This window comes from Luteibacter sp. HAY1-4A (assembly GCF_056755355.1).
Genome location: NZ_JBNDHZ010000044.1, coordinates 1 through 25,266 on the forward strand (window position 1 = coordinate 1; position 25,266 = coordinate 25,266).

The window sequence follows — 25,266 nt, forward strand, 5'->3', positions numbered from 1 at the left end:
GCCACCACGCTGATTTCGCGGCTGGCGACAGTGCGGCCATCCTGCTGGACGTTCACGCGATAGCTGCCGATGGGAAGCGACGTGGCGCGGTAGCGGCCGTCTTCTCCCACCGGGACCATGCGCTTGGCGCCGGTGCCGAGGTTGTCGATCTCGATGGTCTGGCTCACTTCGGCGCTGCCGTAGATGTCGCCGAGGGTGCTCTGCGCGTGGGCGGTGGCGGCGAAAAAGGTGGCGGCTAAGGCCGAGGCGAACGCGGTTCGCTTCAACATGCTTGTCATAAGGCAAAACTCTCCCTGACCCTGTTTCACAACAGAGCTGCACAGCTTCTTGGTAGCGCCGGTCGGCGCTCGTTATGGGGATGTCGGGTCAGGGTGTGGGGACACCCAACGTCGCAAAGACCCTACGCATGAACGCGACGTGATTCGACAGTACCGCGAAGGTTCCGACTACGCAAGAAATTCCAGAAAAATCATGGACTTTCCGAAATTACTCAGAAGCGCTGCTGGTACCCGATGTAGTAATAGCGGTCGATATCGAACGCGGGGTTGTAGGGCGGGCTGCCGCCACCTGCGCTGGATACGTTGTAGTACAGCGGCCCCTTGCGGCCGAACACGTTGTTCACGCCGAAACGGAAGCTTCCGTTCCACGGTGCCTGCCAACGCACCTGCAGGTCGTGGAAGGCGACGCCGCCCTTGCGGCTGACGCCGGTCACGCCGGTCAGCGCATTCAGTTCGTCTGGGCGATTGCATTCGGTGTCGCTGGACCAGCAGGAGTCCTTGAGTCCCGAGAAATAACGTGTGGTCCACGTCGCACCGAAGCGGCGCCAGGACCAGTCGAGCGCGAGATTGGAACGAATCCGGTAAAGCCCCTGCACGCCGTTCATGTAACCGGCGAGATGTCGCGGAGCCGCGCCCGGCGAACTGATCTGCGTGTAGTCCTTGAGATAGGTGCTGTCCGAAAGCACGGTGAATTCGCCGTAGCGCGTTTCGGGGAAGCGGTAGTGCAGGCCCAGGTCGTATCCCTCGGTACGCAACGAGCCGAGGTTGGCGAGGCTTTCGTCCAGTGCGGTAACGCGGCCATCCGCACCGCGCACGAAGCGCCCGCACCACGTGGGATCGTTGCGCACGTAGCAGAAATTGAGGATATCGCCGGCCAGAATCGGCGTGATGATGTCGGCGATGTCGACCTTGTAATAGTCGAGCGTGAGGTCCAGCCCGTCCACGAAGTAAGGGCTGTACACGAGCCCCGCGGTGCGCGTGATGGATGTTTCCGGCTTGAGCGCCGGATTCGCGCCGGTGCGGAACGCCGACGGATTCTGTCCGCCGGTGGCCGAACCGATCTGCGCGCCGGACTGGTCTACCTGCCGATAATTCGCGGGCACGCCGGCGGCGGCGCAGCGCGAGCGCACGCCGGCATCGCTGGCCGCCGCACCGTAGACGCTGTCGCACGGGTCGAGGAAGCTCTCGAAGCTCTCGCTCGATCCTGCGTACAGATCCGCGACCGTGGGCGCGCGGAAACCTTCGGCGTACGTCGCGCGCAGCAGCAGGTCGTCGAATGGCTTCCAGCGGATGCTGTACTTGCCGTTCGTGCGGCCGCCGAACGCCGTGTAGTGGGAGTAACGGGTGGAAGCGTTCACTGCCAGTTCGCGGGCGAGCGGCAGGTCGGCAAGCAAGGGCACGTCGAACTCGAGGTAGGCTTCGTTCGCGATGTATCCCCCATCGGTCGGATCGCTGGCCAACTGCGTGGTCAGGCCCGCGGAATCCGCCGGGTCCGGCTCGTACCGCCCGTGCTCGCGGCGGTGTTCTATACCGCCGGCGACACGGAGGACACCCGCCGGCAGGTCGAGCAGCCCGCCAGTGAGATTGGCGATGATGTCGTTCGTGCGCGTGGTCTGCCGCGCCGTGGTGGTGGATCCCACGTACGACCACACGGCGTCGGGCGTACCGCCCGGGCCGGCCAGGATGTTCCAGGGTACGCAGCCGGCGGCGCGATCCGCCGCATTCGCGCAGACGGTCTGACCGTCGACCACCGCGGTGGGACCAAGCGCCTTCCTTGCGGCTACCAGGTCGATGTTGCCGCTGGCGGTCCGGCTGGCGCGGGTCTCGGAATAGGCATAGGTGACGTCCCAGGCCCAGGTATGGCCCGCCCAGGGGAAGGTTCCCTCGGCGCCCGCGTCGGCATGCAGCACCTTGCTCTTCGCCCAGGTGATGCGTGGCATCTCCGTGGTGCGGCGGAAGAAGGGCGTGGCGTAGCCGGGGAAGGGGTTGTATGCGTTGTCCGGATCGATGAAGAGCCCGTCCGTTCGGCCGGAGCCGCCCTCCAGCGGGTATCCCGCCGCCTGGCTGCGGGTGTCGCGCACGGCGTAGGTGGCCATGCCGCGCAGGGCGATGTCGTCGGTGAGGTTGTAGCGTCCCGTCCCGAACAGGTTGCGCAGCTTCGTTCCCGCGCGGAAGCTCATGTCGCGCGAGGTCGCGTACTTGTCGTCGTTGCTGTCGACGTCGTACGGATGGTAATTCGCGAGGTTCGCCGTATCGCCCACGACGCCACCGGGGTGGTTCACGACGTAACGGTTGGCGATCCAGCTTCCGTCCGGCGCGAAGCCGCCGGCTCCCGCGGTGCCCGGCGCGCGCGGATCGATCACCCCGCCGTACGGCCCCATGCCGAACCCGGCGTCAGGGTGCCGTGGACCGTAGGCGTATCGGGTCGAAGACCGCTCGCTGTCGTGCAATGCGTCGCCGTCCTCGTAGCCGGCGCCGAGGATGACCGATGCCTTCTCGCTGCTTCGGCCCCAGGTGAACGTCCCGTTCTTCTGCGCGCCGTCGCCCCGGCCATTCAACCCGTACAGCACGTCGGCGGACGCGCCTTCGAAGCGATCGGTGGTGACGATGTTCACCACGCCGCCGATCGCGTCCGATCCGTAGATGGACGAGGCGCCGTCTTTCAGCACCTCGATGCGTTCCACGATGGACACGGGAATGGTCGAGAGATCGGTGAGGCCGCCCAGGCTGGTCGTCCAGCGACGGCCGTTCACGAGCACCAGGGTGCGCACGGCACCCAGGTTCCGCAGGTTCACGTAGCGCCCGCCTGCGTCGTTGCTGGAAGAGAGGGTGTCCTGCGGCGTCACCTCGGGCGTGGCGGCCGAGGGCATGCGGGCGACGATGTCGCCCAGATCGGTAAGCCCGGTGGCGCGGATCGCCTGGCGATCCATGGTGAATACCGGCTGCGCCGTTTCCACGTCCGTGCCGCGAATGCGGGAACCGGTCACGGTGACGTTTACCGGAGCGAGCATCTCGGCGGAAGGCGCCGTCTGCTGCGCATGCGCAGCGGTGCCGGACAGGGCGACCACGAGCGCGGTTGCCAGCGCCACGCGTCGCCGCGCGACGTGGCGTCTCTGCCCCGAACTGACGTGCATACCCCGAAACCTCCCAAGCCCCGCCATACCCCACCCGGGCGCGACGATCACGCGACCATAACGCCTGCATCCCGGCCGCGCAACCGGCGGCTGGCGGCCACCCGTTGTAGGAGCCGCCATGGCGGCTCCTACAGGTTCACGGCGCGGCGGCGGTTGTCGATGCCTTCCCGTCGCCGATGTTCTTGTCGAGGAACGCCTGCAGCCGGTTATAGAACTCTTCCACGTTCTCCGGCTTCACGAAGCCGTGCCGTTCGTCCGGCTTGGTCAGTACTTCGTAGGGCTTGTGCGCGGCATCCAGCGCCGCCTTCATGGCCTTGAACTGGGCGAACGGCGCGCGCTGGTCGTCCTCGCCGTGCACGAGGAACACGGGTACACCGATCTTGTCGGCAAGGCGGGCGGGCGAGTTCGCGGCAAGGTCGGCCGCGTCCTTGCCGATCACGGTGGTCAGGTAGCTGCGGCCGCTCTTGCGATCCTTGATGTCGCCCTTGTTGTACATCATGTCGAGGTCGTAGATGCCGTCGTAGCCCACCGCGCACTTGAACATGCCGGGCGCGCGGATGGTGCTCATCAACGCGGAATAGCCGCCGAAGCTGGCGCCGAACACGCATACCCGGTTCGGGTCGGCATAATGCTCGGCAATGGCCCACTTCACGCCGTCGATCAGGTCTTCCTGGATGCGCGTGCCCCACTTGAGGTAGCCCGCCTGTTCGAAGGTATCGCCGCGGCCGCCTGAGCCTCGGTAGTTCACCTGCAACACCAGGTAACCGCGGTTGGCGAGGAACTGCGAGTCTTCCTCGAAGAACCAATCATCGGAGGCACCGTGCGGACCGCCATGCGGCAGGAGCACCATCGGCAGCCCCGACTCCGGCTTGCCCTTGGGGAAGGTGAGGATGGCCTCCAGCTCCGTGCCGTCGCTGGCCTTGAAGCGGAGCGGACGGCGTTCGGCCATCTGCGCGGGATCGATCCAGGGCACGGCGTCGAATAGCTTGGTGACCTTGTAGGTCTTGGTGTCGATCAGCATGTAGCGGCCGGGCTCGCGGTCGCTGGCCACCTTGAACATCAACTGGCCGCCGTCTTCACTGAAGTCGACGAAGCTGACGAAGTTGCCGGGGAATTTCTGCGAAAGCGCCATATGCAGCTTCGAGATCGCGGCCTGCGGATCGATGTACGTGGCCTTCGGAACGCCCGTCGTGGAGACCGTGCCGAAGGGCCGCAGGGGTGCGGGCGTCCACAGGCCCGTGGACGTCACTTCACTGAAGTCGTCCTTGGCTATCACCTTGAGGTTGCCGCCGTTCTCGTCCTGTTCGACGAATTCGCCACCTTTGCCCTCGGGGCTGAAGCGAGCGTAGATGCGTTCGCTGCCCGGCACCTTGGCGATGGGCAGGAATGATTGCTTCGCCGTGTCGTCGGGAAGCTTCGTCCAGCCATTGCCGTCGCGGTGAAACACCACCCACTTGAAATTGTCGTCGGTGCCGAAGGCGAAGCGCGCGTTACCCTGCGGGTCGATCATGAAGCTCATGTCGCCGAGGCCGATGTCGGCCATCAGCCTGCGCGCGCTGGTCTTCGCGTCCACGTCGTACAGCGTGCTCTTGTCCTGGGCGTTCCAGTCGATGGCGCGCATGTAGAAATGGCCGTTGCTCTGCGGCGGCCTACCCTCGATGGTGCCCCAGCCGCGGTCGACCGCCCGGGTGGCGGCACGCTTGCCATACCCTTCGAACCCGTAGAGGTAGTCGGGGTTCTTGCCGTCCACGTCGATGGCCATCAGCTCGCCGGTGTACCGCGCCTGGCCGATCGAACCGTCGACCTTGCCACGGGCGACCACCAGTCGGGTCGAGCTTGCCCAGGCCATGTGCGCGGGCATTTCGTACGGCGGCATCTTGATAAGGGTCACGGGCTTGCTCATGTCGCCTACACGGTAGATCGCCAGGCCGTGCGTCTTGCCGTCCGGGTCGTGGTAGGCCATCGACACGTACTGGCCGTCGGGCGACAGGCGCGGGCCGGTGAGCGGCATGCGCCGGGCGAAATCGCCCACTGGAATGAGGTCGGTAGCCGCGGCCGCGGTCGAGGCAAGGCACAGCGCGGCCAGCATGGGCCGCACGAAGCGGTAACGCATGGATTTCCCCTTTGGATCGACGGATCCGTATCGCCGTCCCCCCGGACGGTTCCTGAACGCCGATATAGCCGATCCGGGTGTCCGCCACAAGGCGACCTGCGGCAAGCCCGGCGTTACACTTGGCGCCTGCTTTCGATCCAGGCACCTGCATGGCCACTCCGTTCGTCGTCGATATCGACCCTGTCGCGTTTTCCCTCGGCCCGGTCCAGGTCCACTGGTACGGCCTGATGTACCTGGGCGGATTCCTCGGCGGCTGGGCGCTGGGCGAATACCGCCGCCGCCAGGGGCGGTTGCCGGTCAGCGCCGACCGCTTCGGCGACCTCATGTTCTACGCGATGATGGGCGTGGTCCTCGGCGGGCGCGTGGGCTACATGTTGTTCTACACGGCCATCGACTGGATCTGGACCGACCCGCTGGCGATCTTCCGCGTATGGGACGGCGGCATGTCCTTCCACGGCGGTCTGCTTGGCGTGCTGGTGGCGGGCCTGTGGTGGTCGCGGCGCAACGGCATGAAGTTCTTCGACACCGTGGACTTCGTGGCGCCGCTCGTGCCGCTGGGCCTGGGCCTCGGCCGCCTGGGCAATTTCATCAACGGCGAGCTGTGGGGCAAGCCCACCGACCTGCCCATCGGCATGATCTTTCCGCACGCACCCGACGCGCTGCCGCGGCATCCGAATCCGCTTTACGAGTTCGCCCTCGAAGGCGTGGTGTTGTTCGCGGTGCTCTGGCTATTCTCGATGAAGCCGCGTCCCCGTTACGCGGTGTCCGGCCTGTTCGGGCTGCTCTACGGCCTGTTCCGTTTCACCATCGAATTCGTGCGCGTGCCCGATCCGCAGCTCGGTTACCTCGCCTTCGGCTGGGTCACGATGGGCCAGATACTGTCCCTTCCGCTGATCGCCGTCGGCATCCTGTTGCTCGCGATGTCGCGCCGCGCTCCTTATGCCCCCGCCGCGCCGGTCGCGGCGGCCGCCACCTGATATCGTTCGTCGCATGCAGCCCTATCTCGAACTCCTCCGTCACGTCCTCGACCACGGCGCCGAGAAATCGGACCGTACCGGCACCGGCACGCGCAGCGTGTTCGGCTGGCAGATGCGTTACGACCTGTCGAAGGGATTTCCCCTCGTCACGACCAAGAAACTGCATCTCAAGTCGATCGTGCACGAGCTGATCTGGTTCCTGCAGGGCGATACGAACATCGCGTACCTGAAGGAGCATGGCGTCAGCATCTGGGACGAATGGGCGGATGCCAATGGCGACCTCGGGCCCGTCTATGGCCGTCAGTGGCGCGCGTGGCCCACGGCCGACGGCCGCGTGGTCGACCAGATCGCCTGGGTGGTGGACGAAATCAAGAGGAATCCGGATTCCCGCCGCCTGATCGTCTCGGCGTGGAACGTGGGCGAGCTGCCGAAGATGGCATTGATGCCCTGCCACACGATGTTCCAGTTCTACGTGGCGAACGGCAGGCTGTCGTGCCAGCTGTACCAGCGTTCGGGCGACATCTTCCTCGGCATCCCGTTCAACATCGCCAGCTATGCGCTGCTCACGCATATGGTGGCGCAGGTCACCGGGCTGGAACCGGGCGATTTCGTGCACACGCTGGGCGATGCGCACCTGTATTCCAATCATGTGGAGCAGGCGAAAAAGCAACTGGGGCGTGAACCGCGTCCGCTGCCGAAGCTGGTCTTGAACCCCGAAGTGCGCGACATCTTCGCTTTCCGCTTTGAAGACGTGGCCATCGCGGACTACGATCCGCACCCGGCCATCAAGGCGCCGGTCGCGGTGTGACTTTGCGCAAGCGACCTGTGCCACACCGCGTGACGGTGCGACACAGGTTGTAAGCGTCGATCAGTGGCTATCGCCGGCCATTGCGCTCGAGCCGGAACCGCCCGGAAGCTTCTTCGCCATCTCCAGGTGTTCCTTCAGCGTCGGCAGGGTCTTCGTCGCGAAGGCCTTCAGTTCCGGGTCCTTGCCGTTCGTCGATTCCTTGGTGAAGAGCGCGACCGCCTTCTGGTGATCGGCCACCATCTTCTTTGCGAATGCCTTATCGAAAGCGTCCCCGGACTTCTTGGCCATGGCGTCCGCGGCTTCCTTGTCGGCGGCCATGGGCGCCGGCGAAACAGTGAGGTTCTTGCCGCTGGCGATGCTCTTCAGCTCGTCGTTGGCGGCGGTGTGGTCCTTGACCATCTGCTCGCCAAACGACTTCGTGGCGGCCGAGTTGCCCTGCGACGCGCCCAGCTGACCGAGGGCCACCTCCGCCATGCCCGAGGCGCTGGCCTTCCGAACGAACTCGGTGTCGGCGGAGGCCGCTACCTTCGACGATCCCGCAGCGGCGGTGTCCTGGGCGAAGGCGGCCGCCGGCGAAAGGACGGCAGCCGCGAGGGCGGCGACGAGGAAACGGCGATGCATGCGATTCATGGTGTCACTCCGAGTTAGCCGCGCTGTGCGCGTGGTGCCGGAGATTTCGCACCTTGGGGATGAATGGGGCGTGCAGCGGGGATCAAAAAGATCTGACTAATGGTGTCAGTAGGTGCCGTCTATATATCGTCCCGTGCGAGTAGAACTTTTCTGAAAAGTTCGTCAACTTACGATGGGACGGCAGACAGTAGGACTTCCCGTACATAGACTCGCGCCCCAGTTCATACCAATGGTGGCTGCATGCGAAGCATAACGAAGGGTGCGCTATGTGCGGTCGCCTTTTCTTTTTCTATAGGTCGGGTGTGGGCGTTCAATACCGACCCATACTTCGAGTATGAGGTCGCCGTCGCTGGTTATCCGGTTCAGTACTTTACCGACTTGCGCGAAGCCGCCTTGACAGTAATTGAGCGGGACTGTGCTCGTTTCGGTCATTCCGACTGCGAGTTTCAAAAGACCTCATATTTTAATTCGCTTTACCTTGCGCATTATCGTGGAACGCATTCTGACGGGAATAGATACAACTTCACCGCCTGGGGCTACCACTATTTCACCTGCGCGACCTCTCCTTCGCTATACATCGTAGAGCACGGTGTGACACGTGGCCCCTATGAGAATAGGCGGGTTGCACCGCCGATTTATGGAACGGCATTTTGCCTTGGCCCCAGCCCTGAAACCGAAACGGAAAACCAGTCCGATCTAGGCCCGGGCGACTGCGAAACCCGCCCCAATGCCGGCAACCCCATCAACGTCGGCCTAAACAACAAGTACCAGGAAGTGGAAGACATAGTCGCCACGGGTGGCTCACCGTTGCGCTGGTCCCGCTACTACAACAGCGGCATCGTCGGCGACGAGAAAAAGCAAACCTTGCCCGCGACCGCTCGCCTTGGCAGCCGTTGGCGCGGCACGTATGACCGTTCGCTCGCACCGGTCACAGGCCAGGCGATCACGACGATCCGATTGCAGCGCCATACAGGCGAACGCCTCGACTTTGTCGAAAAGGATGGCGGCTTCCGCAGCGTCGCCGATCCCCGCGGCCACCTGTCTCGCGATGGCGACGGATGGTTGTATCGCACCAACAGTGGTGAGACGGAAGCCTACGACGCGAACGGCCGTCTTGTCGCCGTGGACGCCGGAACCAGTCGCCAGGTGAACCTGCGCTATGACGACGGCGGCGGGTTGATCGAAGCCTCCGACCTGCAGGGCCGAAAGCTTGCCTTCACGTATGACGATGCCCGCCGAACATCGACAGTCGCCGATGGGAATGGCGTGGCGGTGACGTATAGCTATTCCGAAGCATCGGATGCCGGCAGGAGCGCCGACCTTGTTCGCGCAACCTACGCGGACAACTCGTTCCACGACTATCGCTACAACGAGCAAGGCCATGGCGGGGGAGCCGGCTCGCACGCGCTCACCGCTATCTATGACGAAACTGGCGAACGCTTCGCCACCTTTACCTACGACACCGACGGCCGTGCCGTCGGTAGTGAACATATCGGCGGCGTCGGCGCGGTGTCGCTGGCCCGGGAAGCCGACGGCACCGTTGCGGTATCGGGCCCGATGAAGGCGGTGCATCGTTATCGCTACGCCGAGGTACGCGGCGTGCGGCGCCTCGTCGGTGTCGACCAGCCGGGCGGCGCAGGCTGTGGCGCGGCCAATGCCTCGATCACCTATGACGACAATGGCATGGTGTCGCGTCGGGTCGATTTCGACGGACGTGCCACCGAGTACGTGCACGATGAGGACGGCAGCGAACTCGAACGCACCGAGGCGGTGGGTACTCCGGACGCGCGACATATAGCCACCGAGTGGCATCCGACGCTGCGTCGGCCGGCGCGCGTGACGTGGCCGGGCCGCGAAGAACGCTACAGCTACGATGCGGCGGGCAATCTTCTCGGCAACGAGGTATTGGGCGCGATCGATCCGGCCGTTCCGGGTGCGCCATTGACCCTGTCGCGTGCATGGCGCATGGCTTACGACGCCGACGGCCGGTTGCTGCACCAGGAGGGACCACGCAGCGACAGCGACAAACTTGCCACGCTCGCGCGGTATACCTACCGTCCCGCGGAAGCGGCTAACTGTGCGTCAGGTCCCTGCGACTACCGCAAGGGCGACCTGTGGAAGATCGAAAACGCACTCGGCCACACCACGGAAATCCTCACCTACGATGCCGCCGGCCGCATCCGTTCCCACAAGGATGAGCAGGGTAGCAGCTTCACCTATAGCTACACCCCGCGCGGATGGCTGACCGAGGCGAAGGAAACCCGTCCCGATGGCGTTATCGCTATCACCGCACTGACGTACAACCCGCGCGGCGACATCGCCTCCGTGACCGACGCCGATGGCATCACCCTGAGCTTCGAGTACGACAAGGCGGGCCGCTTGGTCCAGGTGGCCAACCCGTCGAACCACCGCCTCCGCTTTCAGCTGGATGCCGCGGGCCAGCGCGTCAAGGAAGAGGGCTATGACAGTTTCGCACTGAAGCTTCAGCTCACACGGACGTTCGACGCGCTTGGCCGCGTGGAGACGGAGGCGCGAGAAGGCGCCGTCACCCGCTATACCTACGACGAGCTTGGGCGCCCCACCGGTATGACCGACGCCGACGGTCGGCGCGATTCGTCCAGTTACGACGCGTTGGGCCGGTTGCGTGAGGCCATTCGCGATGTCGGCGGTGTCGGTGCCGTCAGCAAGGCCGCGTATGACCCCCTCGACCAGCTCGCAGCCATTGAAGATCCCAAGGGACTGAGCACGCGGTACCTGACCACGGGCCTGGGTGACCTGGGCAATGTCGACAGCCCTGACGCGGGCACCTCGCTCGACGAGCACGACGCGGCGGGCCTCGTCGTCCGCCACGAGGGTGCGGGCGGCGTGGGTAGCTTCCAAGTCACCCGCGATGCGCTCGGTCGGCCCACCCTCGTGCAGTACGACGGTGGCATCCAGGCCACGTACACCTACGACACCGCCGACCCGGCCTGTCCGGCAGGCCAGCGCCATGCATTGGGACGACTATCGGCCATAAGCCAGGGCGATAGCCGCACGGCGTACTGCTACGACGCCCCAGGCCATGTCACGCGCAAGGTCCAGCGCTGGGCATCGACGACGGTCGATGTGTCCTATCGCCACTCCAAGGCCGGGCGCATCGAGGCAGTCGCCATCGCCGGCGGTGCGCGCACTGCCTATCAATATGACAAGGACGGCTCCGTCACGGGCGTTTCGGTCACCCCGGCCGGGGCAGCGGAGAACGCGCTCATCACCAGCGTGGCATATCGTCCGTTCGACCTGATCGAAAGCTGGCGTTACGGCGACGGCAAGGAGTTGTACGCCAACCGCGACAAGAGCGGCCGTATCGTGTCATGGGGCGGTCTGGACGATGCGCTTTACACGGTGGGTTACACGCCGGGCGGGGAAGTCGCCTCGCAGGTGTCGCGGGCTGCTGCTTTCCGGTTCGATCACGATGGTCTTGGCTTCCTGACCTCGGTGAAGTCGTTCAGTTCGGGTGAGGAACTGCGCCGTTTCGATTACGACAACACCGGCGACCGCACGGCGATGACAGCCGGTGGCGTTCGCCACACTTACCTGTACGATCTCCGCAGCCATCGCCTGAATTCGGCCGATGGCAAGAACCGCCGCTACGACGCCGCCGGCAATACGATCGGCATCGGCGATGCCACGCTGGCCTACGATGCGTCAGGACGGCTGGCATCGGCGAGTGAACAGGGGCGCACACTCGTCAGCTACGGATACGACGCCGCTGGACAGCGCGTCATGCGCACCGAGGCGGGTAAGGCGGCGAGCTTGTGGCTCTACGACGAGCAAGGCCACTGGTTGGCAGATTACGACAGCGCCGGGCGCATCGTGCGGCAGGCCGTGTGGATGGGCGACTACCTCGTCGGCCTTATCGAGGGCACGAAGCTTTATCACGTTCAGCCCGATCACCTGGGCAGCCCGCGCGCCGTCGTTGATCCGACACGTAACGTAACAGTGTGGCGCTGGCGCCCGAGCGACGATCCGTTCGGTACGGCAGCGCCGGATGAAGATCCCGATGGCGATGGTGTGCGCTTCGTGTTCGACCTGCGTTTTCCGGGGCAGCGTTATGACGCGGTGACGGGGCTGTACTACAACTACCAGCGCGATTACGACGCGGATGCGGGGCGGTATATCCAGGTCGATCCGATTGGGTTGGCTGGGGGGATTAACCCGTATGTTTACGCGGGTCTGTCGCCGATGAAGTATGTAGACCCGCTAGGTCTCGTCCAGTGGAGCGGAACCGTAGAGGCCGCCGGATTCACAGCTCCTTTCGGAGGAGCATATTATCGCTTCCTACTTGAGTCGGAGTGTGTCGGCGGTAGGAAAGCGAGCGTATCGGTGGATGCTCGCGGCCCTTCCATGGGGCTTAGTCTCAAGATCATGCCGCCCGTCTCTACTACCACCGGATCAATTGTCCTAAATGACAGGCTTGAGGACATCGACCCGAATGTCTTGGAAGGTTGGTTCTCAGTCTTCAGCGCTGGCATGGCTATTGGCCGAGGTTACGGCTTTTCCTTCATTCAACTCGGAGGAAATGGTCGAACGTTGGCTCGTCCACGGCACGCGGGTGCCCGGTCATCACTGTCTGGTGGAAGGCAGCATGGTCTCGAATTTGGAGCGGGAACCACAGCAGGCAGTAGTGCCGTCGATGAAGTGAATTGGAGTTCATGCGGATGCTCCAAGTAATGAAGTTCGCAACTCGTCTTTGCAAGCTGTTAGTTGGCGCGTATGGCATGTCCTTTGGCATAACGTTTGTTGTCTTTCATATTGTTCTTCTTACCACAGATTACGAAACGGCGAGAAAAATATGGTTTGAAATATACCTTCCGGTACTGCTACTGCCGATAACGTTTCCGATTTGCGTGAAATACATGAAGTGACTACCAATGCGCGGACGTTTAATTTCGAGATTCAGGGACGCATCTCCTCCCATAAGACAAAAATTGCTGATGTCCTAATCCCCCAGGCTGGACTGCAAGGGGTGAAGGTGGCGGGTAACGCAGTGACGGATGGTTTCGGCGTCGACAGCTGCGGATGTCACTGATGAGGAAGATATGGATCTACACATTGGTCCTTGTACCCTTTGTTTTTTTTCAAGGTTTTCTTCAGAAAAACTTGGGAAGCCTTCTTGTGCTCGTCAGTGCGATAGCATGTGCGATTTTTGCGCGGTTGATCGCCGAAAAGTTCGGTAAATAGCTACTTTTCACGCAATTCATGTATCCCTGCAGTTGTTGCTCGGTCATCGCCGTACATCGGAGCTAGATTTGAGTATGAGTACGCGTCGCGCAATCAACGCGGTACTGGTCGTCAGTGTTGCGTCCACCGCACTCGCGTTTGCCGTCCATTTTTCTGCAATGTCTTTGGGTATGCCGTGGACTGGCGATTACATTGTGGACCTGTACGTCATATCCATGTTGGTCGGCGTACCGTTATCTCTTGCACACTTCAGGCGTTTGGATGACAGGGCACGTCTGACGCTGCTGGAGCGCGAAGTCTTGACCAGCATTGCCATGCGGCTTCCGCGAGTTGAAAAAGATGTTTGGGACCAGCAAGTTGCGGCGATCTCTAGGATAGATCGATCTTCCGATGGATCCAAAGTGACCTTTAAGATGCGCGGGACCGAGCGAAATCCGTATCTGCCGCTGCCTGTGCTTCAGAAGCAAACAAGGTTCGTCATTGGCGTCGTGGAGTTGACACACCTCGAACTGAACGAGTCGATCGAGGCGAGAGCTTGGTGCGAGTCAGGTCGTCTCTCGTCCATCGAATTTGTGGGATGCCGCTCTATGGTCATGAATGGGGAAGCTCTCGTGCCCGCGGGTTGGAATGCAGTTGTCACTCTTGACGACTTATCGCTTTGAAGATAGCGCAACCTGTCGGATATAACGACGAGCGTATGCCATCGCGATAGTGTTCGCCCTTCGCAAGTTTCGCTACCGCACGATCACCGGCAGCCGCATCAGGAAGTCCCCCAGCGTCAGCGCGATCATGATCGCCAGCCAGGCCACGCCGACGCAGGCCGCGAAGTGAATGGCGGGGGCGCTCCGGCGCAGCTTCATGAAGAAGAACACCACGATGGCGGCTTTTGCCGCCGCGATGGCGGGGCCGGCCACGGTGTTCCATGTGCCCAGATGAATGCGGGAGACGACGATGCTCAGGACGAGTAGCACCGACAGGGCCACCAGCGCGGCCACGTGTGCCAGCAGCGACGGAGGCCGTTCGCTCATGCCCGACCCACCTGGTAGTAGAGCGGGAAGACGAAGATCCACACGATGTCGACGAGGTGCCAGTAGAGTGCGCTCACTTCCAGCGGCGTGTGGTATTCCGGCGCGAACTCCGCTCGGTGCGTGCGCACCGCCATCGTGAGCAGTAGCACCACGCCGATGGCGACGTGCAAGCCGTGGAAGCCGGTCGTCACGTAGTAAAGGAAAAAGAACAGGCGCTGCTGCGAGGCGAGGCCTCCGACTTCTTCGTAACGGATGCCCGGGATCACCGCAGCCTTGTAATCGTCGTAGTACTCCAGGCCGTGGATGGCAAGGAAGGCGACGCCGAGCAGGGCCGTGGCACAGAGCAGCGCCGTGGCCAGGCGCCTTCCACCAAGCTGCACGTCGCGGACGGCCAGCGCCACGGTGAAGCTGCTGGTCAGCAGCACCCCCGTTTCGATGCCGCCCAGGGTGAGGTCGGTGTGCCGGCTGGCGGAGGCGAAGGCGTCCGGCCATAGCACGCGGCATACCGTGTACGCCGCGAACAGAACACCGAAGAACAACACCTCGGTCGCCAGGAAGGCCCACATGCCGAGCGTCGCCGCGTCGCGTTGCTGCGCGACGTCGTCGAACTGCTCGGCAGTGCGGGACGGGGTGGTTGTCATGGATGCGTGTACGCGTAGGGGCCGTCGGTAACGACGGGCGGCTCTTCGAAATTGTGCGTCGGCGGAGGCGAAGGGGTCGTCCATTCCAGCCCTTCCGCGCCCCATGGGTCGTTCCCCGCGCGCTCGCCGAAGCGCAGCGACCAGAGGAAGTAGCCGATGGGGAGGAGGTAAGACGCCGCGAGCAATACTGCCCCGGCCGAAGACAGCACGTTCAGCAGGCCGAATTCGGCGGGGTACTGGTGATAACGCCTCGGCATGCCCTCGGCACCGGCAAGGAACTGCGGGAAGAACGTGAGGTTGAAGCCGAGGAACATGAGGATGGCCGCGAAGCGCGCCCATGCCTCGGAGAACATCCGCCCGGTGATCTTGGGCCACCAGAAGTGGATGCCGCCGAGGTAGGCCATCACGGAGCCGCCGACCATGATGTAGTGGAAGTGGGCGACGACGAAGTAGGTGTCGGTGAGGTTCACGTCGAGCGCGGTCGCGGCCAGGAACAGGCCGGTGAGCCCGCCGAGCATGAACAGGCCGACGAATCCCAGGGCATAGATCATCGGGGCATTGAAGGCGATGTCGCCCTTGTAGAGCGTGGCCGTCCAGTTGAATACCTTGATGGCCGACGGCACGGCGATGATGAAGCTCAGGATAGAGAACACGATGCTGGCATACATCGACTGTCCGGCCACGAACATGTGGTGTCCCCACACCAGGAAGCCGATGACCGCGATGCCGATGATCGAATACACCATGAAACGGTAACCGAAGATCTTCCGGCGCACGCTGGCCGTGATGAGTTCGCTGACGACGCCCATGGCCGGCAGCACCATGATGTACACCGCCGGGTGCGAGTAGAACCAGAAGAAGTGCTGGAACAGCAGCGGGTCGCCACCGAGCGCCGGATCGAAGATGCCCACGCCGAGCAGCCGCTCCGCTGCGATCAGAGCCAGCGTCATGGCGAGGACGGGTGTGGCGAGCAGCATCACCAGCGATACCCCATACATCGACCAGACGAAGAGCGGCAGCCGAAACCATGTCATGCCGCGGGTGCGCATGGTGTGGATCGTGACGATGAAATTGAGCCCGGTGAGGATCGACGAGAATCCGACGATGAACACGCCCACGACGGTAAGCATCACATTCGAGTTGGAGAACATCGTGGAGAAGGGCGTGTAGAACGTCCAGCCGGTATCCACGCCGCCGAGGAGCAGGCAGGCCACGGTGAAGATGCCGCCGGCCATGTACAGGTACCAGCTGAAGAGGTTCAGGCGCGGAAAGGCGACGTCGCGCGCGCCGATCATGATGGGCAGGAGGAAGTTGCCGAGCGTGGCCGGTATCGACGGGATGAGGAAGAACCACACCATCACCACGCCGTGGAAGGTGAAGGTCTTGTTGTACGTTTCCGGGCTCATCACGTCGCCGGCGGGCGTGGCCAGTTCCAGGCGGATCAGCGCCGCGGCGAGGCCGCCAAGGAAAAAGAAGAACGTGATGGAGATCGCGTAGAGGATCGCGATGCGCTTGTGGTCGTGCGTCGCCAGCCAGGAGCGCAGCGTGTTGCCGTCCGTGAGGTAACTGGACGCGGCGTGTTCAGCGGGATGCATGCGGGGTCTCCCGGTCCGTGCCACGGACCTTGAGGTAGGCGACGAGGGCGAGGATATCGGCCTCGTCGATGCGGTCCTTGTAACTGGGCATCACGGGCGGGTAGCCGGCGGCCACCTCGCTGCCCGGCAAGGTGATGGAGTCGTGCAGGTAGCGATCGTCGGCCAGCACCTGACGGCCGTCGGCGAGAGGAACGGTGCTGCCATAAAGCCCTTCCAGCCGCGGCGCATGCACCGACGAGCCGGCATCGTGACAGCCGGCGCAGCCGTAGCGGGTGAAAAGCACGCGGCCCTGGTCGGCCAGCGATCCGCTGGCGTGGCTGGCAAGCCACCTCGCATGCTCCGCCGGTGTCTGCACGACGACCACGCCGCCCATGCGCGAATGGTCGGTACCGCAGTATTCGGCGCAGAAAAGATCATAGGTGCCCGCGCGCGTCGGCGTGAACCACATCTGCGTGTAGCGGCCCGGAAGCACGTCCTGCTTCACGCGGAACGCGGGTATGGAGACGTCGTGGATCACGTCCTGGGAAATCATCACCAGGCGTACGGGCTGTCCGGTGGTGAGGTGCAGCGTGTCGATCTCGCGCTGTCCGTCGGGGTGTTCGAACTCCCACATCCATTGCTTGCCGACCACGTGGATCGTCGTCGCATCGGCGGGTGGCGTGCGCATGTCGATCCAGAGGCGAATGCTCCACACGAAGATGCCAAGGAACAGCGCGAAGGGAACGAGCGTCCAGGTCAGTTCGATACCCAGGTCGCGGTGCGATTCGCCGCTCCGGTTCACGTTCCTGCCGCGGCGGAACCGTATGGCGAACACCAGCATGGTCGCGAAGACGGCCACCACCACCAGCGTCGACAGGCCTAGCATCGCGTAGAACAGGCCGTCGATGCGGCCTGCGAAAGTGGAAGCCTCTGGCAGGAAGCTCATGGCGCCCTCCGTCGCAGCCACAGGCCACCGAGCGCCATGGCGAGCAGGAAGGCGCACCCCAGCGCGATCATGATGCGCGACACGAGCAGGCTGTACCGCCCGGTGGACGGATCGTAGCCGCAGCACAGCAGCACCAGGCGGTCGATGACGTTGCCGAGGCGGCCCTGCGACGCATCGACCAATGCGAGGCGCAGCGCATGCGCGTCGTAGTCAAGGCCGAAGAAGTACTGCGCCACGCGCCCATCCGGGGCGATGACGACTACACCCGCGGGATGCACATACTGGCCGTCGCGTGGATCCTTGAAATAACGGAAGCCTACGCTGCGAGTGAGCATGGCAATGGCTTCCGGATGGGCAGTCGCCCAATGCCAGCGCTCCGGGTGCCCGCCGGGCGACATCCGGACGAGCATCTCCCGAGCCTCGCGTGCGTCGGCGGCCGTCTCGTCGGGCGCGATGCTCACGAAGGCCACGGCGTAGTCGTCGCCGACATGCAACGGCAGCTTGGTCACGGCCGATGCGATGGCATGCAGGGTCAGGTCGCAGAGGTTGGGGCAGCGGTAATAGCCGAAGGCGAGGAGCAGGGGCTTGCCGTTTGCCATCGCCGCCAGCGATGTCGCGCGGCCGTCGGTGTCTGTGAGCGGTGCGTCCATCGGTAGGCTCGCACCGATGTGCTGGTCGAAGCCGGCACGCGCGTCGAGGTCACGCGGCGGCGGGATGCCTGCGTAGGCTTCCGCGACTGTGAGGAAGACCAGCGCCACCAGAAGGACGGCGCCTCGCAGAAAGATCTCGCCCCGACGCACGGTCATGGCTTCCGCTTCCCGTTTTCGGCCATCAGCTGCATGGCCCGCGCTACCGGAATCCTAGCGATCCCGTGCTGGCGATCCACCCAACCCCATTCGTCCGTGTTTCTTTGCTGGCGGCGAAACATCTCCAGGTCGCGGCGCGGCTCCGCCTGCAGGTTCGGCTCGCCCGGACGATGGGCCGGCTCGGGCGCCGTGACCCACGCGCGCCAGAGGACGAAGCAGAGGGCGAGCACCGCCATGGTCGATCCTGCGAGGATCGCCGCGAGCCGCGCCAGACGGCCGCTGGCCAGGGCCTGTGGTTCGTGGCTCATGGCATCACCATCCAGGCAACGTGACACGCCTGGCCCACCAGCACGGAAGCGGCTGCGATGCGCACCACGCCGGGCCATGCCTTCGCGCGTTGCACCAGGAGCAGCAGGAAAGGGACGATGCCTTGCGCCACGATGACCGCGACCGCGACGACGGCCCAGGTGCCTTCGGTGCGGGGAAGGTACCAGGCCGTTTCATAGGGCAGGTCGGCCATCCAGGCCGTGAGATAGTCGATGCCGACGAGGTACATCCAACCCAGGCACGCCGCGAAAAGCAACGACGACTGGTCGCGCCGCACCTGTACCGGCGTTTCGGAGGATTCGTGCCGCGTGCGCATAACGAGTGGCACGGCAAGTCCCAGCAGCAACTGGCCCAGCGCAACGACCAGTCCCATCACCGACGAACGCCACTCGGGCGCGAGCGACACGATCCAGTCGTTCGCGAAGACACCGCAGGCGAACAGCCACAGGATGAGGCTCGCCGCCGGCCCCCGGGCGAGCAGCCACCATGCCGCCGACCAAGCCAGGAAGCAGGCGATGGTCCGCCAGACCAGGCCCGCGTAGTTCAGATACCAAAGCCGCGCTTCTTCCGGCGGTTCGTCTATCCAAGGAAAGAGATGGTGCGCACCCACGAGCAAGGGGATAGCGGCGAGCGCCGCCAGTGGAAGCCACAGACGCAACCACCGCCAACGGATAGCGAGATCGTCGCCCCAGGTGCCTCCGGTAAGGCGGTGGATGGCCTGCCATGCGATGCCGCCCACGCTCGCTCCGGTAACCAGCAACCACGCCGTGAGGTATGCATGCAGGATCATTGCCGGCCTCCCGCGTCCGGAAGGTCGCGGAGCCGCGCGATGTCCTCCGGCTGAAGGCGATCCACCGGCGCATGCCGGCTGAACTGCAACGCGCGGATGTAAGTGACGATGGCCTGTCGGTCGGCGGGCGGGATGCGGTCGGCATAGGGATACATCACACCCCAGCCATGGGTGATGACTTCGTAGATGTGCCGGTCGTCGGCGTCGCGCAGCCGCTGCTCGTGATAGCTCGGGGGCCGCGGAAAGCCTCGACGTACCACCATCCCGTCGCCGTCGCCGCCCGCACCGTGACAGGGTGTGCAGTAGATGGTGTAACGCTCGCGTCCGCGCTCGAGCATGGCTTCGGTGAGGGCCGGTGGCGGCGGCATCGCTTCCGGACCGGTCGTGGCGACGCTGCCGCGCGGAGGTGTTCGCGCGGCGACGCCGTCGGCGAACAGCGGCGCCTCGCCGCCGCGCTCGTAACGCGGCTGGTCGTACATCTGGTGCATGCCGCGCTCGCAACCTGCAAGCAGGAGGAGCACCGGTACGATCGCATGGCGAATCATGCCGGCACCTCCGCGTGTCGCATCGGTTCGAGCGCAGCGACATCCTCGGCAACCTGGTGGGCGTCCCAGCGCGGATCGTCCGCGCGGATCAGCAGGAGGAATCCGTCGCGGCTGGCTTCCTCGAACCATTCAACGTTGAACTCCGGTCGATAGAGGGTGGGCAACCGGCTGCTCACCAGATAGACCACGTATGCCGCGAGGACCGCAAAGAGGATCGTGACTTCGATTGCCGAAGGCAGGAACGCCGGCCAGCTCGCCGCGGGACGGCCCCCGACGTTCAACGGGTAGTCGACGACGGCGGCGTGATACTGGAGCCACAACATGCCGATGCCGCCGGCGAGCCCACCGGCCAGGGCCGCCGCCGGAATGCGCTTCGGGGGCGGCCCGAGCTTCTCCATCAGTCCGTCCACGGCATACGGCGAGAACGCCTCCAGCCGCGTGTAGCCAAGGCCGTGCAACGTGTCGATTGCATCGGCGAGCGCGTGCGCGTCACGCACTTGCAGCAGGCGTCCGTGTGCGTTCATGGCCGCTTGTCCACGCGTTCGGCGGCGTGCCGGCGCAATTCCGCGATCGACAGCACCGGGGCGATGCGCACGAAGACGAGGAACAGCAGCGCGAAAAGCCCGACCGAGCCGGCCAGGAAGGCGGCATCCCAGGCCGTGGGATGAAACATGCCCCAACTCGAAGGCAAGAAATCCCGGTACAGGCTGGTGACGATGAGCATGAATCGCTCCAGCCACATGCCGACCAGCACGAGCAGGGCGATCGTGACCAGCGCCAGCGGATGGGTGCGTACGCGCGGCCACCAGAGCGCCTGGATCGACAGGCTGTTGCAGGCAATGGTGGCCCAGAACAGCCATGCGTACGCGCCTTGCAGGCGATGGCGCTGCATCGCCAGCTCATAGGGATCGCCGCCGTAGTACGCGGTGAAGATTTCGGCGGCATAGCCGTACGTCACGACCCAGCCTACCGCGAGCATCATCTTCGCGAGCTTGTCCAGGTGCTCGTCGGTGATGAACTCGTGCAGCGCATAGGCGCGGCGCAGAATCACAGCCAGCACCATGACCATCGCCGCACCCGAGAACAACGCACCAGCCACGAAGAACGGCGGGAAGATCGTCGAGTGCCAGCCCGGCAGCAGTCCCTCGGAGAAATCCAGTGCCACCATGCTGTGCACGGAGAACACGAGCGGCACTGCCAATCCGGCAAGGATCCTGGCCAACGTGGCATGCCGCTCCCATTCCCGCGCCTCGCCGCGCCAGCCCATCGCAAGCAAGCCGTAGACGAGCTGCTTCCCCCGCGACCTTGCGCGATCGCGAACGGCGGCGAAGTCCGGCACGAGCCCCACGTAGAAGTAGATGACCGACACGACCACGTATGCGCCGATGGCGAAGAAATCCCACACCAGTGCGCTGCGCCATTGCGGCCAAAGCCCCATGCGGTCGGGGTAAGGTGCCAGCCAGTAGGCGAACCAGGGGCGCCCCAGGTGCAAGATCGGAAAGAGTGCGGACACCGCCAGGGCGAACACCGTCATCGCTTCGGCGAAGCGATTGAGCGCGGAGCGCCACCCCTGCCGGGTGAGGTACAGCGCTGCGGAAATGAACGTGCCTGCCATGCCGATGCCGATCCACCAGACATAGTTGGCGATGGCGAAGCCCCAGGCCACCGGCATCGTCACGCCCCAGATACCGACACCGCGGCCCAGCAGCACCGCGATGGCGGCGACGAGCAGCGCCGTCAGCAGCGACGCGACGCCGGTGGCCACCATCCAGGCGGTGCCGCCGCGCCGGTCGAGCACGATGCCCGTCACGAGGTCGGTCACCTCCGCGGGCGTGGCGGCATGCGCGGGTTCGCGATCGCTCATGCGTCCCTCCATGCCGGGTTGGGGTTTCGCAACGCCCCGAGGTAGGACGTGCGCGGCCGGGTGTTCAGTTCCTCCAGCAGCACATACCGCCGCGGCGAGCGATGCGCCTTGGCGACGTCGCTGGCGGTGTCGCCGAGATCGCCGAAAACGATGGCGCGGGTAGGGCAGGCGTCCTGGCATGCCGTGGTTACTTCGCCGGCGCCGATGCGCCGTCCCTCGCGATCGGCGTCGATGTGGGCGCGTTCGATGCGCTGCACGCAGTACGTGCACTTCTCCATGACACCGCGGGAGCGCACGGTAACTTCCGGATTGCGCATGGCCTTCAGGCTTTCGTTTGCGAGGTCGGCGTACTGCAGGAAGTTGAAACGGCGCACCTTGTACGGGCAGTTGTTGGAGCAGAAGCGCGTGCCGACGCAACGGTTGTAGACCTGGAGGTTCAAGCCCTCGCTGTCGTGCACTGTCGCTTCCACGGGACACACGACTTCGCACGGCGCGTGTTCGCAGTGCATGCAGGGCACCGGCTGGTGGTAGGTGCGCGGTGCCGAGGCGGTGCCTTCGTGGTAGCGATCCACGCGGATCCAGTGCATGCGGCGGCCCCGCGCCACTTCCTCCTTGCCCACGACGGGTATGTTGTTTTCCGCCTGGCAGGCGATCGTGCAGGCGTTGCAGCCGATGCATGCGTTGAGGTCGATGTTCATGCCCCAGCGGTATTCGCCGGACGGTGCGTCGGGATAGAAGCTCGCCGGCACCTTGTCGCTTCCGAGTGGAGGATGCGCCGGGGTGCCCGTACGTACGATGTCGCGTCGCCCCATGTCCTGGTGCATCTGCGTGGAGGCGAGCGTCGCGCGGCGACCCAGCGGGGTCAGTTCGACGCCCGCCACGTGCCAGAGCTCGTCATGTTCGCGCAAGGCGTAGGCGTCGTAGCCGAGGCCATCGGCGATGCCGCTTCGCCGTCCGTAACCAAAGGTGACGGTGATGCTGTTTGTGGCTTGCCCTGGCACGATGAGCACAGGGGCTTCCACGTGTTGCTCCCCCAGCGCAAGGCGCACCATGTCGCCATCGCGCAGACCGCGCTTCGCGGCAAGGGCAGGGGAAATCCAGGCGGCGTTGCCCCAGGTGAGCGACGTGACGGGGCGCGGCAGTTCCTGCAACCACGCGTTACCCGCATGACGCCCATCCCAGAGATAGTCGTCGGGGCGAAACACCAACTCCAACGTCTCCGCCGCCCCTGTAGGAGCCGCCATGGCGGCGAGAGCATCGTGCCTCGGTGTAACGGTGTCGCGCGCTTGCCTCGCCGCCATGGCGGCTCCTACAGGGTTTACGGCCTGCGGAACGACACCATCGCGTAGCGCCGCCGTCCACGCATCGTCGTCCAGGTTCGACCACGTCGCGCGTACCCGCTTCAGCGGATCGGCCGTCACGGCGCCCATGAGTAGATCCAACACGTCGTGCGCCGAGCGCGCATCCGCTAGAGGAGCGAGCACGGGCTGTACGATGCTGACGACGCCATCGGGCGTGCGCAGGTCCGACCAGGTTTCAAGTGGATGGAGCGCCGGAAGGTGCCAATGCGCGACGTCCGCGGTTTCATCTCGATAGCGCCCCAGGTGCACCGTCCGCGGCACGTGGCGCATGGCTTCGGCAAAACCCGGCGATGTGTACGCCGGATTGGTTTCCAGGAGCACGAGGGTGTCGACGCGGCCCGCGCGCATGTCCGCGAGGAGTTCGGCGAGCGGTCGTTCCGCGTCGTCGACCGGCACGCTACGCACGGTATGTCCTTCGTTGCCCAGCACGGCGTTCATCGCATGGACGAGATCGTGCACGCCGGATGGCTGGGACGGGCCCGCCAGGACCAGGGATGCACCGGCATTCGCGCGCAGATCGTCCGCGATGACGGCGATGCGCTCGCGGTCGGCAGGGTCGAGGTCAGGCACGTCGGCATGCACGCCCAGGGCGGCGGCAAGCCCGGCGGCGATCGCGGGCAGTGCGCTCGCTGCCACCGGCCAAAGGTGGTCCGCATTGCGGCCCGTGAGCGACGGCGACGGTTCGATGGCGTAAAGGCGGGACATCGCGCCTGCGTCGCCGCGCGCGGCCGCGAAGTCGCGCGCATGGCGCACACGGCCCGGAAAGCTGCCGAGCGGGTCGGCATCGAAGGACACGACGATCCGGGCCTTCGACAGGTCCGGCCAGACGTCCAGTGGCCGGCCCTGCGCCGGCTCGTGCACGTGCCAGCGTGCTGCCGGATAGCGCGCAAGGAGCGCATCGCGCTGGCGCGCGAGGGTGGGCGACACGATGGCGCCGCTCAGGATGCGCAGGCCATCGCCACCTTCCCCGAACTGCTGGCGGAACGCCGCTGCCTCGCCTTCGAAGGCGGCCCAACTGGACGGCACGCCCTCGCGGCGCGGTGCATCCGAGCGCGCCGGATCCCACAGGTCCAGCACCGCCGCCTGCATGCGCGCGTCGCTGCCGCCCAGGCTGGCCGGGTGGCGCGGATTGCCTTCGATCTTCACCGGCCGGCCGTCACGCAACGCCACGATTACACCCACCACATCGCCGCCGGTGGCGATGGCCGTGGCGTAACGCGCCGAACGCGGCACCGAGCGGCCGTTGCGCCCCAGCTGCGGAACGATGTGCTCCGGCGGCGGACCCGAGCAGGCAGCCAGGCCCGCGAAGGCCAGCGATGCGGCGAGCAGGCGCAGGAAACCGCGTCGGTCGAGCGCCGGTTCGAGTTCCGCCAACGATGGCCACGCCGCGGTGATGAGCGCGCGTCCCTCCGGGGCGGCCGCGAGTTCGTCGAGGGCACGCCAGAAGAGGGGCGTGCCGGGCGGCGGCAATGCGTCGCGCAAGGTATCGGTCGGATTCATCGATGGCATACCGAGCAATCCGTGAGGCGGCGCCGATCGATCCGGTACGCGTCCACCAGATGCGTCCCCAGCGCCTCGTCGTCGCCCGGCTTCCGGTCGTCCATGACGAACACCTCGTCGCGTGTCCGCACGAAACGTTCCGGATGGCGATGGCAGTCCAGGCACCACTCCATCGACAGCGGCGCGACGCGGCGCATGAGCGGCATACGATCCACGCGCCCGTGGCACGACACGCAGCCCACGCCCTTCGCGACGTGGATGGAGTGGTCGAAATACACGAAGCCGGGCAGGTCGTAGACGCGGTTCCAGCGCAGCGGCACGCCGGTGCGCCAGCTTTCCACCAGGGGCCCGAATGGCGGCTGGTCCGTAAAAAGTTGCGAATGGCAGGTCATGCAGGTGGAGATCGGCGGCATGCCGGCGAACGCATCGGTCTCCACGGTGGCGTGGCAGTAGCGGCAGTCGATGCCGACCTCGCTCACATGGTGCTGGTGGCTGAAAGGTACCGGCTGTTCCACGGCCTCGTTTTCGCTGTCCGGTTCGGCGGTGACGCCACGCCAGGCGAACACCGCGGCCGCAACGACGACGACGGACGCCAGCATGACCAGCTTCGCGTAGAGACCGGAACGCGGGTGGAATATCTGTGCCATCTCCCTCGGGTCCCGGTGCAACGCATTCACGCTAGTGGCGTTGCCGTGCGCGCTTCGTGAAGCCGCGAAACGCGCGT

At 64.9% G+C, this 25,266-nt stretch carries 20 protein-coding genes; 4 read left to right on the plus strand and 16 right to left on the minus strand.

The genetic code is table 11. From position 1 onward, the window contains the following. The 3 genes from ACPYOD_RS14620 to ACPYOD_RS14630 all read right to left on the minus strand — a co-directional run. Positions 1-269 (minus strand): carboxypeptidase-like regulatory domain-containing protein (locus ACPYOD_RS14620; protein ID WP_481302445.1); only part of this gene is annotated, 269 nt, incomplete at its 3' end. Between the two features lie 221 nt (positions 270-490). After that, complete coding sequence (locus ACPYOD_RS14625) at positions 491-3,412, minus strand: TonB-dependent receptor plug domain-containing protein (RefSeq protein WP_481302446.1); 2,922 nt, start codon at positions 3,410-3,412, stop codon at positions 491-493. A gap of 136 nt (positions 3,413-3,548) precedes the next feature. Then, positions 3,549-5,525 carry an alpha/beta hydrolase family protein gene (locus ACPYOD_RS14630; protein WP_481302447.1) on the minus strand — a complete coding sequence of 659 codons (1,977 nt, stop codon included), beginning with the start codon at positions 5,523-5,525 and terminating at the stop codon, positions 3,549-3,551. A 149-nt stretch (positions 5,526-5,674) separates the two neighbouring features. Between ACPYOD_RS14630 and lgt the strand changes: the two genes are divergently transcribed. Then, a complete protein-coding gene (gene lgt / locus ACPYOD_RS14635) occupies positions 5,675-6,502 on the plus strand; it encodes a prolipoprotein diacylglyceryl transferase (RefSeq protein WP_481302448.1) in 828 nt (275 codons plus the stop codon). Between the two features lie 13 nt (positions 6,503-6,515). Then, on the plus strand, positions 6,516-7,310 hold the full coding sequence (locus tag ACPYOD_RS14640; RefSeq protein ID WP_481302449.1) for a thymidylate synthase: 795 nt from the start codon (positions 6,516-6,518) through the stop codon (positions 7,308-7,310). Between the two features lie 60 nt (positions 7,311-7,370). On the opposite strand, the gene ACPYOD_RS14645 is transcribed toward ACPYOD_RS14640, so the two are convergent. Next, a complete protein-coding gene (locus ACPYOD_RS14645) occupies positions 7,371-7,940 on the minus strand; it encodes a DUF4142 domain-containing protein (protein WP_481302450.1) in 570 nt (189 codons plus the stop codon). A 240-nt stretch (positions 7,941-8,180) separates the two neighbouring features. Here ACPYOD_RS14645 and ACPYOD_RS14650 point away from each other — a divergent pair, with 240 nt between their 5' ends. Together ACPYOD_RS14650 and ACPYOD_RS14655 are read left to right on the plus strand one after the other, a co-directional pair. Beyond that, complete coding sequence (locus tag ACPYOD_RS14650) at positions 8,181-12,650, plus strand: RHS repeat-associated core domain-containing protein (protein ID WP_481302451.1); 4,470 nt, start codon at positions 8,181-8,183, stop codon at positions 12,648-12,650. 584 nt (positions 12,651-13,234) lie between these two features. Continuing rightward, positions 13,235-13,822, plus strand: coding sequence for a hypothetical protein (locus ACPYOD_RS14655; RefSeq protein WP_481302452.1), 588 nt, complete (start codon positions 13,235-13,237; stop codon positions 13,820-13,822). A 72-nt stretch (positions 13,823-13,894) separates the two neighbouring features. On the opposite strand, the gene ACPYOD_RS14660 is transcribed toward ACPYOD_RS14655, so the two are convergent. The 12 genes from ACPYOD_RS14660 to ACPYOD_RS14715 are packed head-to-tail and all read right to left on the minus strand — an operon-like array spanning position 13,895 to position 25,189. Next, positions 13,895-14,188: a cytochrome C oxidase subunit IV family protein gene (locus ACPYOD_RS14660; protein WP_481302453.1), complete on the minus strand. Its 294-nt coding sequence runs from the start codon at positions 14,186-14,188 to the stop codon at positions 13,895-13,897. Then, a complete protein-coding gene (locus ACPYOD_RS14665) occupies positions 14,185-14,829 on the minus strand; it encodes a cytochrome c oxidase subunit 3 family protein (protein ID WP_481302454.1) in 645 nt (214 codons plus the stop codon). The genes ACPYOD_RS14660 and ACPYOD_RS14665 overlap by 4 nt, the downstream gene beginning before the upstream one ends. Then, the gene (ctaD, locus tag ACPYOD_RS14670; RefSeq protein WP_481302455.1) at positions 14,826-16,424 is read right to left on the minus strand and encodes a cytochrome c oxidase subunit I; all 1,599 of its coding nucleotides are present in this window, start codon (positions 16,422-16,424) and stop codon (positions 14,826-14,828) included. The genes ACPYOD_RS14665 and ctaD overlap by 4 nt, the downstream gene beginning before the upstream one ends. Then, positions 16,411-17,349 carry a cytochrome c oxidase subunit II gene (gene coxB, locus ACPYOD_RS14675; protein WP_481302456.1) on the minus strand — a complete coding sequence of 313 codons (939 nt, stop codon included), beginning with the start codon at positions 17,347-17,349 and terminating at the stop codon, positions 16,411-16,413. Before coxB ends, ctaD begins: the two co-directional genes overlap by 14 nt. Then, positions 17,346-18,155, minus strand: coding sequence for an SCO family protein (locus ACPYOD_RS14680; RefSeq protein ID WP_481302457.1), 810 nt, complete (start codon positions 18,153-18,155; stop codon positions 17,346-17,348). Before ACPYOD_RS14680 ends, coxB begins: the two co-directional genes overlap by 4 nt. Further along, complete coding sequence (locus tag ACPYOD_RS14685) at positions 18,152-18,463, minus strand: hypothetical protein (protein ID WP_481302458.1); 312 nt, start codon at positions 18,461-18,463, stop codon at positions 18,152-18,154. The genes ACPYOD_RS14680 and ACPYOD_RS14685 overlap by 4 nt, the downstream gene beginning before the upstream one ends. Further along, positions 18,460-19,272 carry a hypothetical protein gene (locus ACPYOD_RS14690; RefSeq protein ID WP_481302459.1) on the minus strand — a complete coding sequence of 271 codons (813 nt, stop codon included), beginning with the start codon at positions 19,270-19,272 and terminating at the stop codon, positions 18,460-18,462. The genes ACPYOD_RS14685 and ACPYOD_RS14690 overlap by 4 nt, the downstream gene beginning before the upstream one ends. Further along, complete coding sequence (locus tag ACPYOD_RS14695; RefSeq protein WP_481302460.1) at positions 19,269-19,817, minus strand: c-type cytochrome; 549 nt, start codon at positions 19,815-19,817, stop codon at positions 19,269-19,271. The genes ACPYOD_RS14690 and ACPYOD_RS14695 overlap by 4 nt, the downstream gene beginning before the upstream one ends. Then, positions 19,814-20,341: a DUF3341 domain-containing protein gene (locus ACPYOD_RS14700; RefSeq protein WP_481302461.1), complete on the minus strand. Its 528-nt coding sequence runs from the start codon at positions 20,339-20,341 to the stop codon at positions 19,814-19,816. Before ACPYOD_RS14700 ends, ACPYOD_RS14695 begins: the two co-directional genes overlap by 4 nt. Continuing rightward, complete coding sequence (gene nrfD, locus ACPYOD_RS14705) at positions 20,338-21,681, minus strand: NrfD/PsrC family molybdoenzyme membrane anchor subunit (RefSeq protein ID WP_481302462.1); 1,344 nt, start codon at positions 21,679-21,681, stop codon at positions 20,338-20,340. The genes ACPYOD_RS14700 and nrfD overlap by 4 nt, the downstream gene beginning before the upstream one ends. Next, on the minus strand, positions 21,678-24,551 hold the full coding sequence (locus ACPYOD_RS14710) for a TAT-variant-translocated molybdopterin oxidoreductase (RefSeq protein ID WP_481302463.1): 2,874 nt from the start codon (positions 24,549-24,551) through the stop codon (positions 21,678-21,680). The genes nrfD and ACPYOD_RS14710 overlap by 4 nt, the downstream gene beginning before the upstream one ends. Beyond that, a complete protein-coding gene (locus ACPYOD_RS14715) occupies positions 24,539-25,189 on the minus strand; it encodes a cytochrome c3 family protein (protein ID WP_481302464.1) in 651 nt (216 codons plus the stop codon). The genes ACPYOD_RS14710 and ACPYOD_RS14715 overlap by 13 nt, the downstream gene beginning before the upstream one ends. Between the last annotated feature and the right edge of the window lie 77 nt (positions 25,190-25,266).

Excerpts from the sequence above, each read along its gene's own strand:
- ACPYOD_RS14625 (WP_481302446.1), bottom strand. The coding sequence starts at position 3,412 with ATGCACGTCAGTTCGGGGCAGAGACGCCACGTCGCGCGGCGACGCGTG.
- ACPYOD_RS14630 (WP_481302447.1), bottom strand. The coding sequence starts at position 5,525 with ATGCGTTACCGCTTCGTGCGGCCCATGCTGGCCGCGCTGTGCCTTGCC.
- lgt (WP_481302448.1), top strand. The coding sequence starts at position 5,675 with ATGGCCACTCCGTTCGTCGTCGATATCGACCCTGTCGCGTTTTCCCTC.
- ACPYOD_RS14640 (WP_481302449.1), top strand. The coding sequence starts at position 6,516 with ATGCAGCCCTATCTCGAACTCCTCCGTCACGTCCTCGACCACGGCGCC.
- ACPYOD_RS14645 (WP_481302450.1), bottom strand. The coding sequence starts at position 7,940 with ATGAATCGCATGCATCGCCGTTTCCTCGTCGCCGCCCTCGCGGCTGCC.
- ACPYOD_RS14650 (WP_481302451.1), top strand. The coding sequence starts at position 8,181 with ATGCGAAGCATAACGAAGGGTGCGCTATGTGCGGTCGCCTTTTCTTTT.
- ACPYOD_RS14655 (WP_481302452.1), top strand. The coding sequence starts at position 13,235 with ATGAGTACGCGTCGCGCAATCAACGCGGTACTGGTCGTCAGTGTTGCG.
- ACPYOD_RS14660 (WP_481302453.1), bottom strand. The coding sequence starts at position 14,188 with ATGAGCGAACGGCCTCCGTCGCTGCTGGCACACGTGGCCGCGCTGGTG.
- ACPYOD_RS14665 (WP_481302454.1), bottom strand. The coding sequence starts at position 14,829 with ATGACAACCACCCCGTCCCGCACTGCCGAGCAGTTCGACGACGTCGCG.
- ctaD (WP_481302455.1), bottom strand. The coding sequence starts at position 16,424 with ATGCATCCCGCTGAACACGCCGCGTCCAGTTACCTCACGGACGGCAAC.
- coxB (WP_481302456.1), bottom strand. The coding sequence starts at position 17,349 with ATGAGCTTCCTGCCAGAGGCTTCCACTTTCGCAGGCCGCATCGACGGC.
- ACPYOD_RS14680 (WP_481302457.1), bottom strand. The coding sequence starts at position 18,155 with ATGACCGTGCGTCGGGGCGAGATCTTTCTGCGAGGCGCCGTCCTTCTG.
- ACPYOD_RS14685 (WP_481302458.1), bottom strand. The coding sequence starts at position 18,463 with ATGAGCCACGAACCACAGGCCCTGGCCAGCGGCCGTCTGGCGCGGCTC.
- ACPYOD_RS14690 (WP_481302459.1), bottom strand. The coding sequence starts at position 19,272 with ATGATCCTGCATGCATACCTCACGGCGTGGTTGCTGGTTACCGGAGCG.
- ACPYOD_RS14695 (WP_481302460.1), bottom strand. The coding sequence starts at position 19,817 with ATGATTCGCCATGCGATCGTACCGGTGCTCCTCCTGCTTGCAGGTTGC.
- ACPYOD_RS14700 (WP_481302461.1), bottom strand. The coding sequence starts at position 20,341 with ATGAACGCACACGGACGCCTGCTGCAAGTGCGTGACGCGCACGCGCTC.
- nrfD (WP_481302462.1), bottom strand. The coding sequence starts at position 21,681 with ATGAGCGATCGCGAACCCGCGCATGCCGCCACGCCCGCGGAGGTGACC.
- ACPYOD_RS14710 (WP_481302463.1), bottom strand. The coding sequence starts at position 24,551 with ATGCCATCGATGAATCCGACCGATACCTTGCGCGACGCATTGCCGCCG.
- ACPYOD_RS14715 (WP_481302464.1), bottom strand. The coding sequence starts at position 25,189 with ATGGCACAGATATTCCACCCGCGTTCCGGTCTCTACGCGAAGCTGGTC.